General features: G+C 69.7%; 14 protein-coding genes. 7 read left to right on the top strand and 7 right to left on the bottom strand.

Going from position 1 to position 17,161, the window contains the following annotated elements; all coding sequences use genetic code 11:
- Window positions 1-50: 50 nt before the first annotated feature.
- The 4 genes from BXA11_RS42330 (at window position 51) to BXA11_RS23225 (ending at window position 4,884) form a co-directional block, all read left to right on the top strand.
- A complete protein-coding gene (locus BXA11_RS42330) occupies window positions 51-941 on the top strand; it encodes a hypothetical protein (RefSeq protein WP_143734465.1) in 891 nt (296 codons plus the stop codon).
- Window positions 942-997: 56 nt separating this feature from the next.
- Window positions 998-1,555, top strand: a complete 558-nt coding sequence (locus tag BXA11_RS42325) for a hypothetical protein (RefSeq protein WP_143734464.1) — start codon at window positions 998-1,000, stop codon at window positions 1,553-1,555.
- A gap of 1,411 nt (window positions 1,556-2,966) precedes the next feature.
- Window positions 2,967-4,079 (top strand): glycoside hydrolase family 18 protein, encoded by a 1,113-nt coding sequence (locus BXA11_RS23230; RefSeq protein ID WP_204053613.1) that lies wholly within the window; start codon window positions 2,967-2,969, stop codon window positions 4,077-4,079.
- A 70-nt stretch (window positions 4,080-4,149) separates the two neighbouring features.
- Window positions 4,150-4,884: a DUF4097 family beta strand repeat-containing protein gene (locus BXA11_RS23225; RefSeq protein ID WP_083744515.1), complete on the top strand. Its 735-nt coding sequence runs from the start codon at window positions 4,150-4,152 to the stop codon at window positions 4,882-4,884.
- Window positions 4,885-4,957: 73 nt separating this feature from the next.
- On the opposite strand, the gene BXA11_RS23220 is transcribed toward BXA11_RS23225, so the two are convergent.
- Together BXA11_RS23220 and lepA are read right to left on the bottom strand one after the other, a co-directional pair.
- Window positions 4,958-5,605, bottom strand: coding sequence for an MOSC domain-containing protein (locus BXA11_RS23220; protein ID WP_076437804.1), 648 nt, complete (start codon window positions 5,603-5,605; stop codon window positions 4,958-4,960).
- A gap of 67 nt (window positions 5,606-5,672) precedes the next feature.
- On the bottom strand, window positions 5,673-7,496 hold the full coding sequence (lepA, locus tag BXA11_RS23215) for a translation elongation factor 4 (RefSeq protein WP_030506311.1): 1,824 nt from the start codon (window positions 7,494-7,496) through the stop codon (window positions 5,673-5,675).
- A 119-nt stretch (window positions 7,497-7,615) separates the two neighbouring features.
- Here lepA and BXA11_RS23210 point away from each other — a divergent pair, with 119 nt between their 5' ends.
- Together BXA11_RS23210 and rpsT are read left to right on the top strand one after the other, a co-directional pair.
- On the top strand, window positions 7,616-8,692 hold the full coding sequence (locus BXA11_RS23210; protein ID WP_239104951.1) for a glycoside hydrolase family 18 protein: 1,077 nt from the start codon (window positions 7,616-7,618) through the stop codon (window positions 8,690-8,692).
- Window positions 8,693-8,829: 137 nt separating this feature from the next.
- Window positions 8,830-9,102 (top strand): 30S ribosomal protein S20, encoded by a 273-nt coding sequence (rpsT, locus tag BXA11_RS23205; protein WP_030506313.1) that lies wholly within the window; start codon window positions 8,830-8,832, stop codon window positions 9,100-9,102.
- 126 nt (window positions 9,103-9,228) lie between these two features.
- Here the strand turns inward: rpsT and BXA11_RS23200 are convergent, their stop codons facing one another.
- Window positions 9,229-10,434: an MFS transporter gene (locus BXA11_RS23200; protein ID WP_076437799.1), complete on the bottom strand. Its 1,206-nt coding sequence runs from the start codon at window positions 10,432-10,434 to the stop codon at window positions 9,229-9,231.
- 65 nt (window positions 10,435-10,499) lie between these two features.
- Between BXA11_RS23200 and BXA11_RS23195 the strand changes: the two genes are divergently transcribed.
- Window positions 10,500-11,003: a MarR family winged helix-turn-helix transcriptional regulator gene (locus tag BXA11_RS23195; RefSeq protein WP_076437796.1), complete on the top strand. Its 504-nt coding sequence runs from the start codon at window positions 10,500-10,502 to the stop codon at window positions 11,001-11,003.
- A 90-nt stretch (window positions 11,004-11,093) separates the two neighbouring features.
- On the opposite strand, the gene holA is transcribed toward BXA11_RS23195, so the two are convergent.
- The 4 genes from holA to BXA11_RS23175 form a co-directional block, all read right to left on the bottom strand.
- A complete protein-coding gene (gene holA / locus BXA11_RS23190) occupies window positions 11,094-12,059 on the bottom strand; it encodes a DNA polymerase III subunit delta (RefSeq protein WP_204053611.1) in 966 nt (321 codons plus the stop codon).
- A gap of 64 nt (window positions 12,060-12,123) precedes the next feature.
- Window positions 12,124-14,979 carry a ComEC/Rec2 family competence protein gene (locus tag BXA11_RS23185; RefSeq protein ID WP_076437790.1) on the bottom strand — a complete coding sequence of 952 codons (2,856 nt, stop codon included), beginning with the start codon at window positions 14,977-14,979 and terminating at the stop codon, window positions 12,124-12,126.
- Window positions 14,976-16,055 carry a ComEA family DNA-binding protein gene (locus tag BXA11_RS44000; RefSeq protein WP_076437787.1) on the bottom strand — a complete coding sequence of 360 codons (1,080 nt, stop codon included), beginning with the start codon at window positions 16,053-16,055 and terminating at the stop codon, window positions 14,976-14,978. Before BXA11_RS44000 ends, BXA11_RS23185 begins: the two co-directional genes overlap by 4 nt.
- Window positions 16,056-16,283: 228 nt before the next feature.
- A complete protein-coding gene (locus tag BXA11_RS23175) occupies window positions 16,284-17,138 on the bottom strand; it encodes a DegV family protein (RefSeq protein WP_076437785.1) in 855 nt (284 codons plus the stop codon).
- Between the last annotated feature and the right edge of the window lie 23 nt (window positions 17,139-17,161).

The following is a 17,161-nucleotide window of genomic DNA, read 5'->3' as shown; positions in this document are numbered from 1 at the left end:
TGTAAAATTCATGCAAATTTCCTACACCGCGAGGAAGCGAGACCACTCCGATGGCGACCAAGATCAAGAAGAAGACCGTATCCTTCTACGAGATCATGGACGAGAACGGTAGATCGTTTCCGCAGCCCCTCCCGTGGGAGAAGGTGCTCGCACGTCTGGCACAGCAGCCTGTGACGCAACGTGAGCACGAACTGTGGGATGTAGCGCATTGGGGAAAAACGTATACCTATCTGGACCGAGACCACTTCGTTTTGGCGCGGTCCCGAGTGGAAGGTGTTCCTTCCCTTGACGTAAACGCCGATGAAATCATCGACAATGAGACTGACGTTCAGAAGCCCTGGGTAGAGATCTCAGTCGCCTCCTTCGTCCCCGACACCAACATCTTCGGATTCGTCCTAGGATCGCAAGCTTCTCCTCGTCCCGCATCCATAGCCGCATGGCTGAATGCACACAAGATCTTCGATAAGTTCATTACCGTTGGGCCCGTTGTAAGCAAAGACATTCTCGCAAAGCTCAATGGTGCAGCTCAGGCGAAACTGGTACGAGTCAAGCTGACGCGAGACCAAATCCGTGCTACTCGCCAGAGCAACGGACTATTCTCCGCAGCGAGAGGAATAACGGAGGAACACGGGGACGTCGAGGTGGAGCTAATCGTCCGCGTATCCGGGAGAGTAAAAAGAGACCACGATGAGGAACGCATCCAGATCCTAGAAACCGCGCGCGGCCTCCTTTCAACGGACTTCAAGTTCGCTGTTGCCGAGTTGATTAACTTCAACGATAAGGGCAAGCCTGAATACGAGCCAGTCAATCTACTAGAAAATCGCCTAGCCAAGAAAATGGACGTCAGCGTCACCGATGACGAGGGGAACCCGATCAGGATCCAGTCCGCAGTGACCGCCATCCTCCGCGCCATCGACGCTCTAGGCGATGAGCTGCGATAACGGAAATTGTCGTAGGCGATCCCTAAACTGGAGGTGACTGACGGAGGTGGGAGCTCATGGGCAAGGACGTCCAGCGCCGCAGCAAGATGGTGTTACTCACTACACGTCTAGGCAACTTCTGGAGCGACCACCCCTCCACTGATCTTCTAGCCATCGCCATCGTCGCACTTCACTTCATCGAAGTCGTGAAGTGGGGGCATGGAGATGTCCTCTCGTGGAGCCCAGCAAGCAACCGTGTAGCCGTTTATGCGGCTGGCGCGGGCGTCATGTCTCTCATAGCTGGCTTCGCCGGCACAGCGATAGCCCAATACGGGAGTTCATCGGGACCCATTGTGCATGTCCTTCGGGAGATGTACGGGCGCACAATAAGAATCAACTGGATAAGTATAACAAGCTGGCTTCTGGTCTCTGCGTTCCTCTGCATAGTGGCGATGTCCATAGACGGAGAGAAAACAGTCACCCGAGGATCACAGTGGATATTCGAGATAGCGTTGGCGATAGCCGCCCTAAAGTTCGTACGTCTGGTGTTCCTATTCAACCTGATCCTGAAATCTGTCACTGTAGACGGCAGGGAATCGGAGCAGCCGTCGATGCCGGTAATGCGTGACTTTTAGGCTGCCAGGGTCTCACGATGCCGCGGTGCAGCGCGGGCCGGGACCGGCCGGGGAGCGCACGCCCGGCCAGTTGGCCGCCCGACGCGCTGTGAGCCGCCACGGTCTCGTCTTGGGCCTACGCCTGCCGGGCTGTCGTCTACGAGCTACTCCCCGTCGGCGGGCAGGCGTTCATCCACAAGACTAAGCAGGCCGAGCCGATCCCGGAGGTCGAGCAGACTCACCGATTTGAGACGGCGCGCAGGGTGTGGCATGCCCTGCTGCTCGGTGAGATGCGATAGACGGTCCAGCGCTCACGCGGCCCCGCTCATTCGGGCGGGGCCGCACCTGTGTTTGCGCCCCGTGCCACTCCTCCCCCGCCCCCGATAGCTGCCGACGTCAGTGGCCCGACCGAGGTGTCAATGCCGTCCTGGCGTGTCCGTCCACCAACGACGTACACCGCAACCCCACATCCAACCCGCACAGACGGCGTTGACACCGACCAAGGGCCACGAACAATCGAGCAGCGGGGGCGGGGAGATACGGCGGGAGCAGTCATATATACGCAATTCGGACGTAAGTAACAAGGGAAGGCCGTCATTTAGACGATTTCCGCACCAGGGGTAACCTGACGGCTTAGTCTAGGACTGGTCCTTCGTAAGGCCTCGCTGCACGCCCTCCTTCTGCTAAGCGCTGTCCGGACAGCAGATTTCCACAGGGAGGGGGTGAAGCCGTTGGCTGAACACAGGCGAAAGCCTAGGAGGGACCTTGAGTGGTGGGTGCTGCTGGCATCTGCTCTCGCTACTGTGATCATGGCAATTCTGCGGATCGTCGAAGTGTTGCACCACCTCGACATGTAGCTAGGGCATCTGCCAGTCCAGCACCGCACTCAGTGGCGGTCGGTCATGGTGTGCACGCCGGGCCGACCGCCTTCTCGTACCTGCAACGTACAGGTACTTAGCGTACGACATCCAGCGAGCGAATGTATGTGTGCTTACGAAAATCGCTAACGCTAGGGATTTCGACTAGCGCAGTGCGATGGCGCAGACGTTGGACGACGAAAGAGATAGCTAGATGGCTAAGCCAGAGAGTCCGCCACGCTGGCAGCGCCGTTGTAGCAACCGTTGGCCGCGGGCGGCGGCGAGCGCGTACGGCCCCCCAGGGCCGCATGCGCAAGCCCGCCAGGCCGCCGAGCGGCCGCGGGCGAGCGAAGCGAGCCCCTTGACCTTGTAGAGAAGATCCTCGCCGTTACGTGATCGTTTGCCGGCTTCTCCGGGCTTGGCGGTAAGGGCCTGACGGCGCGAACTACGGCGGCATGACGGCATCGGAGCACGTCAGACGGGAAATCGCGCTGGATTGTGGCCGCCAAGCCCCGGGCCGACATTCCAGCAATGACATGTTGCGCTAAGGGCGGTACTAGGGACGGAACTTCCACGTGAAGGACGTAGAGGCCAGCGGCGCCGCCGGGAAGCTGACCCACATCAACTACGCCTTCGGGTTCGTCGGCCCCGAGGGCACCTGCTACTCCGCCGACCCCTGGGCCGACTGGCAGCGCCCCGTTCCCGCCGAGCAGAGCGTCGACGGCGTCGCCGACACCGACGACCAGCAGCTCAAGGGCAACCTCGGCCAGCTCAAGAAGCTCAAGGCCCGCCACCCCGGCCTCAAGGTCCTGATCTCCCTCGGCGGCTGGACCGGCTCCCGATACTTCTCCGACGCCGTCCTCACCCCCGAGTCCCGCGCCAAGCTCGCCGCCTCCTGCGTCGACCTGTGGCTCAAGGGCAACCTGCCCGGCCTGCCTCCCGGCGCCGCCGCCGGCGTGTTCGACGGAATCGACCTCGACTGGGAATGGCCGGGCTCCGCTGGAAACGACGGCAACGTCATCCGCCCCGAGGACAAGCAGAACTTCACCCTGTTCCTGGCCGAACTGCGCCGCCAGATGAAGGCCCACGACCGGCGCGACCAACTGACCGCCTTCCTCCCCGCCGCCGCAGCCAAGATCGACGCCGGCTTCGAGGTGCGGAAGGTCTTCGACCAGCTCGACTTCGCCACTGTCCAGGGCTACGACCTGCACGGCCCCTGGGAGAACCGCACCGGCCACCAGGCCAACCTGCTCACCGACCGGCGCGACCCCAACGACGTGAAGTTCAGCGTCGACCAGACCGTACGCGACTACGTCGGACGCGGCGCACCCAAGAGCAAGATCGTCATCGGCGTCCCCGCGTACGGCCAGGGCTGGACCGGGGTCACCTCCGGCGGCGACGGCCGGTACGCCACCGCCACCGGCCCCGCCCCCGGCACCTGGGCCCCCGGCAGCGACGACTACAAGAACCTCGTCAACAAGCCCGGCAAGCGCTACCGCGACCTGCTCACCGGCACCCTGTGGCTGTACGACGGCAACGAGTTCTGGTCCTACGACGACCCCGCCGTCATGCTGGAGAAGGCCGCCTACATCCGCCTCAAGGGCCTCGGCGGCTCCATGCTGTGGTCCATCGACCAGGACGACGCCAAGGCCTCCCTCACCACCGCCCTCTACTCCGTCCTCCGCTGATCGGCCGTGCGGCGGGGGTCCGGCTGGGCCCCTGCCGTGGTCGGGAGCCCCGTACGGGACATACGGGGGTATGCCCTACTGCGTCAGCCTCTCGCTGGACGGCATGATCGTCTGCATGAAGATGGCGATGGTGGCGGGTGGACTGCTGGCAACCGCGGCTCTGCTGTCCGGATGCGGGTTGAAGGACGTCACTCAGGCAGCCAACCAGGCGACCCTCGATTACGAGGCGAAGGAGAAGGCGGCCAGGCTGGTCGTGTTGGGCGGTGCGGGTGACATCGTGATCAGCGAAGCGGCCGGCGGTGTCGTCACGGTGAGCGAAACCCTCCACTGGTCCTCGGGCAAGCCCACCACCGAGCACAAGATGGACGGCGATGCACTTGTGATCACGTACGACTGCCCGCACGCCATGGACAACTGCTCGGTGGACTACGACATCCGCGTGCCCAAGGGCATGCGGACAGAAGTGGAGACCGGATCCGGCGACATCCACCTCAGAGCCCTGGGCAATCCGATCAAGGCGAAGGTGGGCTCCGGAGACCTGGAGGGCGCCGGGCTGACGGGCGCGGGTCTCACAGTCGAGGCGGGCTCGGGTGACACCACGCTGAAGTTCGCCACCGCTCCCGACACCATCGACCTGGTGACCGGCTCGGGAACCGCGAAGATCACGCTTCCCGGTGGGCCGTACAACGTGGACGCCGAGGCGAAGTCCGGCGAGACGACGGTCTCGGTGGCGACCGATCAGAACTCGCCGCACAGGGTCGTCGCCCGCGCCGGTTCCGGCGACATCAGCCTCCTGCCCGCGTGACCGAGGTCACCGCGAACGGCGCCCTCGAACCGAGAGCGTCATCGAGAGGCCGGAACCGGCGGGCATTTCGTGATCAGGATGCGACGACGCCGCTACGGTCTCCGAGCACGCGCTCGGCGACCCGGTCCCACTTGTCACTGTGGCCGGGAAGATCGAGGATCTGCAGCAGCAGATCCCGGTCGCCGTGGTAGGCCCGGAACGACTCGGCGATCGTCACACCGCCCGAGGGCCGGTGGAGCACCTCGATCTCGTCACCGGCGCCGAGATCGCCCTGCTCGACCACCCGGAAGTACGCCCCGGTGCGGTTCGCGTCGGTGAAGCGCTTCACCCAGCCGCGCTCGTCCAGCCAGTTGCGGAACACCACGCAGGGGACGCGGGGGGCGGTGACCTCCAGGACGGCCGTGCCGATCCGCCACCGCTCCCCGAGGACCGCGCCGGTCACGTCGGCCCCGGACGTCGTGAGATTCTCCCCGAACTCGCCGTCACGCAGGTCGCGGCCCATGAGCGGCTCCCACCAGTCGTAGTCCTCCCGCGCGTACGCGTACACCGCCTGGTCCGGGTGGCCGTGGTTGGCGACATCGGCGCGCTCGTCGCCCGCCAGGCCGTTCTCGCGCACGGCGACCCGGCCCTCGATCTTCCGCTTGTCGATGGCGGTGCGCCGCAGGTTGCCGGCCCAGTCGGCGTCCACGGCCCGGCCCACGTTCACAGAGAGGATGCGCATGACCAAACGTTAACCGATGGTCATATTTCTCCGCGATGCGATTAAGTTCTGGTCAAACCAGGGACGCCTACTTCTTGTTCTTGTCCGGGGCCTCGGACGAGAGGGCGGCGACGAAGGCCTCCTGGGGGACCTCCACCCGGCCGACCATCTTCATCCGCTTCTTGCCCTCCTTCTGCTTCTCCAGCAGCTTGCGCTTACGGCTGATGTCGCCGCCGTAGCACTTGGCGAGGACGTCCTTGCGGATGGCGCGGATGTTCTCGCGGGCGATGACGCGGGCGCCGATCGCGGCCTGGATGGGCACCTCGAACTGCTGCCGCGGGATGAGCTCCTTGAGCTTCTTGGCCATCTCGACGCCGTAGGCGTACGCCTTCTCGCGGTGGACGATCGCGCTGAACGCGTCCACGGTCTCGCCCTGCAGCAGGATGTCCACCTTGACCAGGTCGGCCTCCTGCTCCCCGGACGGCTCGTAGTCGAGCGAGGCGTAGCCGCGGGTCTTCGACTTCAGCTGGTCGAAGAAGTCGAAGATGATCTCGCCGAGCGGGAGCGTGTAGCGGATCTCGACCCGGTCCTCCGACAGGTAGTCCATGCCCTGGAGCTGCCCGCGGCGGCCCTGGCACAGCTCCATGATCGCGCCGATGAACTCGGACGGCGCGAGCACCGTGGCCTTCACCACCGGCTCGAAGATCTGGCCGATCTTCCCGGCCGGGAACTCCGACGGGTTGGTGACGACGTGCTCCCTGCCGTCCTCCATGATCACTCGGTAGATCACGTTGGGCGAGGTCGAGATCAGCGACAGGTTGAACTCGCGTTCCAGCCGCTCCCGGACGATCTCCATGTGCAGCAGGCCGAGGAAGCCGCAGCGGAAGCCGAAGCCGAGCGCCGCCGACGTCTCCGGCTCGTACACGAGCGCAGCGTCGTTCAGCCGCAGCTTGTCGAGGGCCTCGCGCAGCTCGGGGTAGTCGTCGCCGTCGATCGGATAGAGCCCGGAGTAGACCATGGGCTTGGGGTGCTCGTAGCCGCCCAGGGCCTCGCCGGCGGGCTTGGCCGCGTTGGTGACCGTGTCACCGACGCGGGACTGGCGCACGTCCTTCACCCCGGTGATCAGGTAGCCCACCTCGCCGACGCCGAGCCCCCGCTCGGACGGCATGGGCTCGGGCGAGATGACGCCGATCTCCAGCAGCTCGTGCTGCGCGCCGGTGGACATCATCAGCACGCGCTCGCGCTTGGAGAGGTGGCCGTCGACCACCCTGACGTACGTCACGACGCCCCGATAGGTGTCGTATACCGAGTCGAAGATCAGCGCCCGGGCGGGGACGTCGGCGTTCCCCACGGGCGCCGGGACGTGCTCCACGACGTGGTCGAGCAGCTCCTTGACCCCCGCGCCGGTCTTGCCGGACACGCGCATCACGTCGGCGGGGTCGCAGCCGATGAGGCCCGCGATCTCCTCGGCGTACTTGTCCGGCTGCGCGGCGGGCAGGTCGATCTTGTTGAGCACCGGGATGATGTGGAGGTCGGCGTTCATGGCCAGGTAGAGGTTGGCCAGCGTCTGGGCCTCGATGCCCTGCGCCGCGTCGACCAGCAGGATCGCGCCCTCGCACGCCTCCAGCGACCGGGACACCTCATAGGTGAAGTCCACGTGGCCCGGTGTGTCGATCATGTTGAGGACGTGGCCGTTCCACGGGAGCCGCACGGCCTGCGACTTGATGGTGATGCCCCGCTCCCGCTCGATGTCCATGCGGTCGAGGTACTGCGCGCGCATCGACCTGTCGTCCACCACACCGGTGAGCTGCAGCATCCGGTCGGCGAGTGTCGACTTGCCATGGTCGATATGCGCGATGATGCAGAAGTTGCGGATCAACGCGGGGTCGGTCTGGCCAGGCTGAGTGCGCACCGAGGTCCGTTTCGACAAGATGACTGACTGCTGATCGGGCGGGCCGTCCGCCTCGCCTCGCGCTCGGCGGGCCCTCCCGAGGCTGGCGGACCAGCCACCCTCCATGGTGGCATGTCCGGATGCTTGCCTTGACCACCAGACGCGTTCTGCGAATAGCGGCCGTCGTCGTGGCCGTGCCGCTCGCGCTCGGCCTGGCCGGCGCCGCCGCGCTGCGCCTGCAGTTCGCCGGCACGCCGGCCGGATGGGCCAGGACCACCGGCCACGACGCCCTGTGGATGGGCCACGCGTGGGTGGACGGCCGCCGCACCGAGGCCGACGTGCGCGCCCTCGCCGTACGGCTGCGCGCGAGCGGGATCAGGGACGTGTACGTCCACAGCGGGCCGTTCAAGTACGACGGGACCCTGCCGCCCGACCGCTACGCCAACGCCGGAAATTTCCTGAAATGGTGGCGGAAGAACGTGCCCGGCGTCCGGGTGTCGGCCTGGCTCGGCCAGACGGTCAACGACAACGGCAAGCTCCACCTGAGCCTGGCCGACACGGCGACCCGGGCCCGCGTCGTGGCGGGCGCCCGCGACCTGGTCTCCCTCGGGTTCGACGGGATCCACTACGACTTCGAACCGGTTCCCGACGGGGACGAGTCGTTCCTCAAGGTCCTGCGCGAGACCCGGCAGGCCATCGGCGACCGGCCGTTGTCGGTCGCCACCCAGCAGATCGAGCCGCTGACCGGCATGCGCGCCCCCGCCGCCCTGGCGATCGGCCACGACAAGTACTGGACGCCGGACTACTTCCGCCGGGTCGTCGGCCTGACCGACCAGGTCGCGATCATGACGTACGACTCCGGAACGCCCCTGCCGTCCCTGTACGGCGGCTATGTCGCGCGGCAGGCCTCGCTCGCCTTGGGACTGGTGCCGGAGGACAAGACCCTCCTCATCGGGGCTCCGGCGTACCACGACCACGGCGTCGCCTACCTCGACTGGGCCGAGAGCGTCGAGAACGCGGCCGAGGGCGCACGGCTCGCGCTCAGCGAGCACGGCCCCCGCACCGAGTTCGGCCTGGCCCTGTACGTCGACTTCGCAGCCACGGAGGAGGACTGGAGGGAGTACGAGCGGGCCTGGGTGCGCGGCGGCGCCGGAGGGAGCGTGGAGTCGTCGGGCGGGCGGCCCGATGTGCGGACCGCGGTGGCCCCGCCGCGATAGCATGGGCGTGGGCGGTCCTGTCGTCGTGATTTGAGCGGCGACCCGGGCTGTTGGTATCCTGTCCAACTGCGTGTGGCGCGCCCTCTCACGAGCCCGCGCGCCCCATCCGACCAAGACTTAACACTGAGGCTTTCTTCGTGGCGAACATCAAGTCCCAGATCAAGCGCAACCGGCAGAACGAGAAGCGCCGGCTGCGCAACAAGGCCGTCAAGTCGTCCCTGAAGACCGCGGTCCGCAAGTTCCGCGAGGCCGCCGACCAGGGCAACGTCGACGACGCCCTCGTCGCGCTCCAGGCCGCGTCCCGGCAGCTCGACAAGGCCGTCAGCAAGGGCGTCATTCACAAGAACCAGGCTGCCAACCGGAAGTCGGCGATCGCCAAGCGCGCCGCCGCTCTGCAGGCCGCCAAGTAGGTCGCACCGACGCGCACGCCGCATCTCCCCTCGCGGGGGGTGCGGCGTTTTCGCGTGCCCGCCCCCGACGTGGCGCGGCTTTTTCGCGTGCCCGCTGACGGCATCAGCGGGAATGATTGGCGCACGTCAGACGGGCACGGGCTGTGCCGCCTCCTCCGTCGTACGCTGCCGGACCTCGGGCAGGGCGAGCACGGCCAGGTTGACCACGGCCACCAGCGCCGCCGCCGTGAGCAGCGGAGCCGCGGCGCCCGCCCAGGCGGCGACCGGCGCGGCCGCCGCGAGCCCGAGAGGCCGTGCCGCGTAGGAGATGAGAGCGTCGAACGAGTCCACCCGGCCGAGGGCCTGCGGCTCCACGCGCTGTTGCACCACCGTCTCCCACAGCGGCATCAAGGTCCCCAGGCCCAGCATGGCGACGACGTACGCGGCGGTCACGACCACGACCGGCGCGGGCAACGCGGTGGAGAACGCGAAGGCGGCGAGCGGGCACGCGTAGACCGCGGCCCCGACCGCCACCACGGCGAGGGGCCGCCGGATCCGCAGCCTCGGGGCGGCGAAGACGCCGAGCACCGTCGCCACCGTTCCCGCCTGCGCGACGACCACCCAGACCGACTCCCCGCCCAGGCTGCGTACGGCGATGACGGGACCGAGGGTCAGCAGGATGCCCGCCCCGAGGTGCCAGACGCCGTGCCCGGCCACGCTGATCAGGAACCAGCGGTGCCGCCGCGCCTCTCGCCACCCTTCCCGCAGGTCTCCGAGGAAGTGAGCGCGTCCGGTCGCCGGCCGGGGAGCCGTGACCAGGCCGCCCAGCGTGACCGCCGATCCGGCGAACAGGACCCCGGTCAGCAGGAAGGACCATCCCGGCCCGAGCCACAGCGTCAGGCCTCCGGCGAGCGCGGGGCCGGCGATCTGGGCGACGCCGCCGGCCACTCCGATGTGGGCGTTCACCCGCAGTCGGCGCTCCGCCGGCACCACTCCGACGACCAGCGGTGACACCGCCGGGACACCGAAGGCCACCGCGGCTCCGGTGAGCGCCGCGAGTCCCGCCATCACCGCGATGGCGGGGTGCCCGAGGAGGAGCAGCGCTCCCAGGGTCACCTGGGCGGCGCAGCGGACCAGGTCGGCCACGAGGATCACCCGCCTCGGCGGGAAGCGGTCCGCGACCACTCCGCCGACCGGGAGCAGCAGGAGCATGGGCAGCACCTCGGCGGCGAGGACGACGCCGAGATCGAGGGCGGAGCCGGTCACCCTGATGACGGCGAGGGTGAGCCCCGTGGGGATGAGGGCGGTGGCGAGCGCCGCGACCGTCCGCCCGGCGACCAGACGTGCAATCATGCGAGCAAGGTATTTCGTCAGCGAATCTTTCGTCAACGTATTTTTATGTGGCGTAGGATTGTCGCGTGGACGACTCGGTGGACCGGCACATCGCGCGGTGGCGCGGGAAGGCGCCCTTCGACGAGCGCGTGGAGGCGATCGTCACGCGCATGCAGTTCCTGGTGAAGCACCTGGCTCAGACGAAGGACAGCGCGCTCGCCGCGGTGGGCCTGCAGGACTTCGAGTACGAGACCCTGCATTGGCTCGGCGCCCGGGGAGAGGGCGGCCGCGCCACCCCGTCCGAGCTCGCCGCCGAGTTGAAGGTCTCTCCGGCCGGCATGACGGGCCGCCTGGACACCCTGGAGAAGGCGGGGCTCGTCCGGCGCGTCCGCAGTGTGGAGGACCGCCGCCGGGTGGACGTGGAGCTGACGAGCGCGGGCCGCGCGATCTGGCTCAAGGCGATGGATCTGCGCGGCGAGGTCGAGGACGCGATGGTGGGCGTTCTGGGGCCGGACGACCAGGACGTCCTCGCGGCGCTGCTCAAGCGAATGCTGCTTCGCATGGAGAACCCCGGCACGCCTGACCGATAGACGCGGGCAGCGAACCCCCGGGAGCAGCGTGGCGACCGGCTCCGGGCGTGTCGGCGTTCTCGGCCACGACCCGAGCCGAGACGGCTGAAGTCAGCGCTTGGTTCGACTGGCCACGATCGTGTGGACGGCCTTCTCCAGCGCGTACGCCGGGTCGGTGCCGCCGCCCTTGACCTGCTCGTCGGCGGTGGCCACGGCCTGCAGCGCGGCGGAGATCCCCTCCGGCCCCCAGCCGGCCAGCTGGCGCTTCACCCGGTCGATCTTCCACGGTGGCATGCCCACATGGCTCGCGAGCTGCCCACCGCGCAGGTTGCGGGGCGCGCCGCCCACCTTGGCGAGCGAGCGCAGCCCTCCCGCGAGCGCGCTGACGATCAGCACCGGCGCCACACCCGTGGCGACGGCCCACCGGACCTGTTCGAGCGCCTCCCCCAGACGGCCCTCGATCGCCAGGTCGGCGATTGTGAAGCCGCTGACCTCAGCGCGTCCCCGGTAGTACTTCGCGACCGCCGCCTCGTCGAGGTTCTTGCCCTCGGTGTCGAAGGCGAGCTGACTACAGGCGGCCGCCAGTTCGCGCAGGTCGCTGCCCACGGCGTCGAGCAGCGCCTGTGCGGCGGCGGGCGCGATGGAGCGGCCCTCCCTGCGGACCTCGGCCTTGATGAAGTCGAGCCGCTCTCCCGCCTTCGTCACCTTGGACACGGAGACGACGTCCGCGCCCGCCTTCTTCACACCGTCCACCAGGGCCTTCCCCTTGACCCCGCCGGGGTGGGCCAGCACCAGCACCACGTCGTCGGCCGGATGGGCGGTGTATTTCACGATCTCGGCGATGACGTCCTTCGAGAGGTCCTGTGCCCCGCGGATCACGATGATCGAGCGGTCGCCGAACAACGAGGGGGAAGCGAGCCCGGTCAGCTCCCCCGGCTCCACCTTGCTCCCCTGAAGGTCGTGCAGCTCCGCCCCCGGATCCTCGGCGCGTACCGCCGCCACGATGGAGCCGACGGCGCGATCGGCCAGGAACTCCTCGTCGCCGACGACCAGGGTCACAGGTGCTGGGTTCGCCATGTCAGGCAGCATGCCACGTCCCGGGCGGCAGGGGCACACCCACCGTCGCCCCGCCCTCGCCTCCTCACCTGGCGCGCGCTCCTTTGCCCCGCACGACCACGGCGAGGCCGTTGTGGGTGGCGACGAGGGCGATGTCCCCCGACAGGTCGGTGCGGTAGGGGCGCATGCCCAGCAAGCGCAGCCGCCGCAGCGTCAGCGGGGCAGGATGCCCGTAGTCGTTGACCGCGCCGACGCTGATGAGGGCGGCCCGCGCGCCCGTGGCGGCGAGGAAGGCCGGTGCCTGTCGTGACGACCCGTGATGAGGCACTTTAAGCACGTCGACCCGTGGCAGGCCGCGCCGCACCAAGGCTTCCTGCGCCTCCGTCTCCAGGTCGCCGGCGAGCAGGGCAGCCCCCAGAAGCGGTCCCAGAGCCGACCGCAGAGCCTGCCCCGGCACCGGCCGCGCTCCGGCCTCTGCCCCCGCTCCGGGATCCGCGGCCTCACCCAGTGCCGCAGGCGTATAGCCCGGCGTCGCCGACCGGTCGTCCAGTGCCGCAAGCGTGTCGCGCTGCGCCGTAGGCGAATCACGCTGCGCCGTAGGCCAATCGCGCTGCGCCGTAGGCATGTCGCGCTGTGCCGCCGACCGGTCGCGTGGCGCCGTGGCCGGGTCGAACCAGCGGACCAGCAGCACGACGCTGGCGTTGTTGGACGTCGCCCCCTCGCCGGGGCCCTGTGACGCCATACCGGGCTCGGGGGCGAGCACGGTGATCTCGCTCGGTCCGAACCGCCACCGCATCCCGGGGACCGCCTGCCATTCCGGAATACGCGCCGTCCTGAGCTGTGCGGAGACGCGCCCGGCCTCGCCCTCGGGCACGCGGGTCGGGCTCACGACCACCGCCCCCACCGCGCGGCGGCGCAGCACGCCCGGCAGCCCGCCGACGTGGTCGAGATGGGGATGGGTCAGGACCACGAGCGGCACCTGCCGGACCCCGAGGGCGCGCAGGCACCGATCGGCGGGGCCCGGCTGCGGCCCGGTGTCGACCACCACGGCCCGGCCGGGACCGGCCGCCAGCGCCAGGGCGTCCCCCTGGCCGACGTCGCAGACGACCAGCAGCCATCCCGGCGGCGGCCAGGGCGACACCACCGGCATGGCCACGAGCGCGGCGAGCAGCGCGCCCGCGGACAGCGCCGCCACCAGGCGTCTTCGCGCACGGCCCCGCAGGACGAACCATCCCGCGACGGCCGCCGCCGCCAGCGCGGCCACACCCGCCGCTCCCCCGAGCCACTCCGCCGACGCGAACGGAAGGTCCGCTGCCCGCTGCGCCACCGCGATGATCCAGCCCACCGCCCACCCGGCAGGGCGCACCAGCAGCCGGGCCAGGTCCATGCTCACGGGAGCGACCACGGCGGCCCCGAACCCCAGCACCGTCGCGGGCGCCACCGCGGGCTCCGCGAGGAGGTTGGCCGGGATCGCCGCCAGGTCGAGGCGCCCGGACATCAGCACCAGCAGGGGCGTGACCGCCGCCTGCGCCGCGGCGGTCACGGCCAGGGCCTCGGCGAGCAGGCGGGGCATCCGGCGTGCCGTCAGGCGGTCCCGCCATCGGGGCGCGAGGACCAGGATGCCGCCGGTCGCGAACACCGACAGTGCGAAGCCCCACTGGCGGGCCAGCCCGGGATCGAACACGATCAGCCCCAGCACGGTCGCCGACAGGGCGGCCACCCCGTCCCGCGTCCGACCGGTGCCGAGTGCCACGGCGGCGACGGTTCCCATGACGAGAGCGCGCAGCACGCTCGGCGACGGCCTCGCCACGACCGAGAACGCAATCATAGCGATGACCGCGACGACGGCCCGGAGGGCCAGGGGCAGCCCGGCGAGGCGCCCGAACACCAGCACGGCGCCCGCCACGATCGCCAAGTTGGTGCCGGACACGGCGGTGAGGTGGCCGAGCCCCGCCGTCGCCAGGTCGAGCCGCACCTCCTCGTCGAGGCGCGACACGTCGCCGACGACCAGGCCGGGCAGCAGCCCGCGCTGGTCGTGCGGCAGCACGTCACTCGCCGTACGCAGACCCGCCCGCAGCACCCCTGCCGCGCGCTGAAGCGCCGAGGGTGAGCCGATCGGCTCGGGCGGCCCCCGGACGAGCATCACGGCCGCGACCGGCTCGCCCGGCTCCGGCGGGCCCAACCGCCCGCGCACCCTGACCCGCTGGCTCGGCAGCAGCGGACGCCAGCCGTCGGCCGGACCGAGCAGCACGACGGGCACGTCCACGGCGTACCGCTCCCGAACGGCCGACACCAGCAGCATCCGGGCTCGGACGACCACCGTCTCCCGACGGGACACCCCGCCCTGGTGCGGCCGGATGCGCGGATCGTCGGTGATCTCGGCTTCGGCGGTCACCGTGAGGTTCCGGCGGGCCAGGTCCGGAACCGGCCCGGTCGTCACCTTGTGGACCGTGAACGCCGTCACCGTGGCCGTAACGGCCGTGGACGCGAGCACCGCCAGTGCGATCCTGGCGGCGGCTCCCGGTGCTACCGTCGTGCCGGCGAGTCCCTTGCCTGGCTGCTTGCCGCGCCGCCCGGCGGTCGACGTCGTCACCCATGTGACTGCACCCGCGACGGTCGCGGCCAGCGCCACGGCCGCTCCCGCGACGGCGGGGCAGCCGAGCAGCACGAGCGCCGTGAGCCAGGAGGCCACCGCTGGAGCGGCCAGCGCCGCCGGGCCGGAGACCGCCCTGCCGCGCCCCGGCTCGGCACACTCCGGCTCGACACACCCCGGCTCATCGCGCCTGGACGGGCCGCTGCCCATCTCGGCACACCCCAGCTCGGCACACCCCAGCTCGTCGTGCCCCGGCTCCTCGTGACCCGGATCCTCCAGGCCCGGCAGGTCACTGCCCCGCCTGTTTCGGCCCTCGGGCAGGCCGTGGGGGAAACCGACGGCGGTCACACGGAGACCTTGTCGCGCATCTCGGCGAACTTCCTGTCTCCGATGCCTGGGACCTCCTTCAACTGGTCGACGCTCTGGAAGCCTCCGTGCGCGTTCCGGTAGTCGGCGATCCGTTGCGCGATCACGCCGCCGATACCGGGCAGCGCGTCGAGTTGCTCGACGGTGGCGGTGTTGAGGTTCACCACCCCTGCTCCCGGCGCTATGTTCGAGTCAGGAACGGAAGCGGAGCCCGCACCGGCCGTCGCCGCGCTTCCGGCGACGATCTGCTCACCGTCCACCAGACGCCGCGCCAGGTTGATCCCACCCGGTTTCGCGCCCTTCCGCAGACCTCCCGCAGCCTCGATCGCGTCGGCGACCCGTGCGCCGGATGCGAGGACGAACACTCCCGGGTTGCGCACCTTGCCCGTCACATAGACGACGACTCGCGCAGGTGAACCGGGGGTGGCGGCCGTGGGGCCACCGGCGCCGGCGGCATAGACCGTCGCACCCGACCCGCTATCGGCTCCGGTACCCGACGCGGGCGACGCCGTGCCCGGCGGCCCGTCGGAGCCGGCGGCGGAGTCGGAGGCGTGATCGGAGGCAGGGCCGAGGTCGCGGACCGCGGCGGCCGGGAGCGGCGGGGCGATGGGCTCGGCCACCGGCTTCGACCGCCACGCCAGAACCCCGGTGACGACCGCGGCGAGCAGCCCGGCGGCCACGAGCACCCGCAGCCCGGGCATGCCCGGATCAAGTCGTGGCAGAGCACGACCGAGAGCCGCCCGTCCGCGCGTTCGCAGGTCCGGCCCGGACATCCCCGGCCCGTCCGGGCGTCCTGCCCACCGATCGGCGACCTCCTCGGGCAGGTCGAAGATCTTCTCGTGGTAAGGGCCGTCATCGGCCCCCGTCGGATGCTCGGGCACGTAGGTCTCCGTACGGACGATGTGGGGAGCGCCGAACGACGGCGGCGGCCCGGGCGGGGACGGCGTCGACCGCAGGCGGGCGGACGGGGGGACCGGATCGAGCGGACGCAACAGCCCGCGCAGGCGGGACTCGCCGACGATGCCGCGTGCGGCCCCGCGAGACTCCTTGCTTCGCACGCCATGGACGGTAGGGACATACCGAGGCCCCGCACGCTGCCGAACGCGATTCTGTGGACAACCCGAATTCCGGCCGGCCCACCAGGCGAGGGCCCCTCAGGCATGGGAGTAAGCGGGCACGGCGGCGCAGCGGGGCGGAGGCCCGGCTCGGGGCGGCGCTGCGGGGCTCGGGAGCGCCGAGCAGCAAGGCGCAGCGCGGCGAGGGTGGTGTGCAGCCTGTCCGGAGGCTCAGGTCACGGCGGCGGGGGCGACGGTGACGCCGAGCATGCCGGGACCGACGTGGGCGCCGAGGACCGGGCCGATCTCGGTCACCCACATCCGTACGAGCCTGGGCAGCCGGGCGGTCAGGCCCTTGGTGAGCGCCTCGGCTCGCTCGGCCGCCATCAGGTGCTGCACGGCCACGTCCACCGGCTGGTCCCCGGCCGCTTCGACGGCCAGGTCCTCCAGGCGGGCGAGGGCGCGGCTGCCGGTGCGGACCTTCTCCAGCACCCCGATCTCGCCGTCGGCCATGCGCAGCAGCGGTTTGATCGACAGCGCTGATCCCAGGAGGCCGGCCACCCGGCCGATGCGGCCGCCGTGCCGCAGGTAGTCGAGCGTCTCGACGTAGAAGAACGTGCTCGCGGCAGCCGCCCGCCGCCGGGCCACGTCGGCCACCTCGGCGGCCGGGGCCCCCGACACGGCCGCTCCCGCGGCGGCCAGCACGGCGAAGCCGAGTCCCATGGCGATCGACCCGCTGTCGACGACCTCGACCGGCACGGGGGCTTCACGCGCGGCCAGACGCGCGGAGTCCGCGGTGCCGGACAGCGCGCCGGACAGGTGGACGGAGACGATCGCGGTGGCGCCGTTCGCGGCGGCCCGCCGGTAGGCGTCCGCGAAGCGCTCGGGAGCCGGGCGCGAGGTGAGGATCGGCGAGCGGTCCTTGAGGGCGTGCGCGAGAAGACCGGCGTCGAACGGGGTCACGTCGTCGATCTCGCGATCACCCAGGATCACTTGAACCGGCACGACGGTGATGTTCCATCTGCCGGTCGCCTCGGCGCCGAGGTACGCCGTGGAATCGGTGACGACAGCGACAGATGGTGACATAACGCGAGATTACCCGCGGGTGA

The sequence above is a fragment of the Microbispora rosea genome, assembly GCF_900156315.1.
GTDB lineage: Bacteria > Actinomycetota > Actinomycetes > Streptosporangiales > Streptosporangiaceae > Microbispora > Microbispora rosea.
The sequence above is the reverse complement of the archived record's forward strand: the minus strand, read 5'-3'. Positions and strand labels throughout refer to the sequence as shown.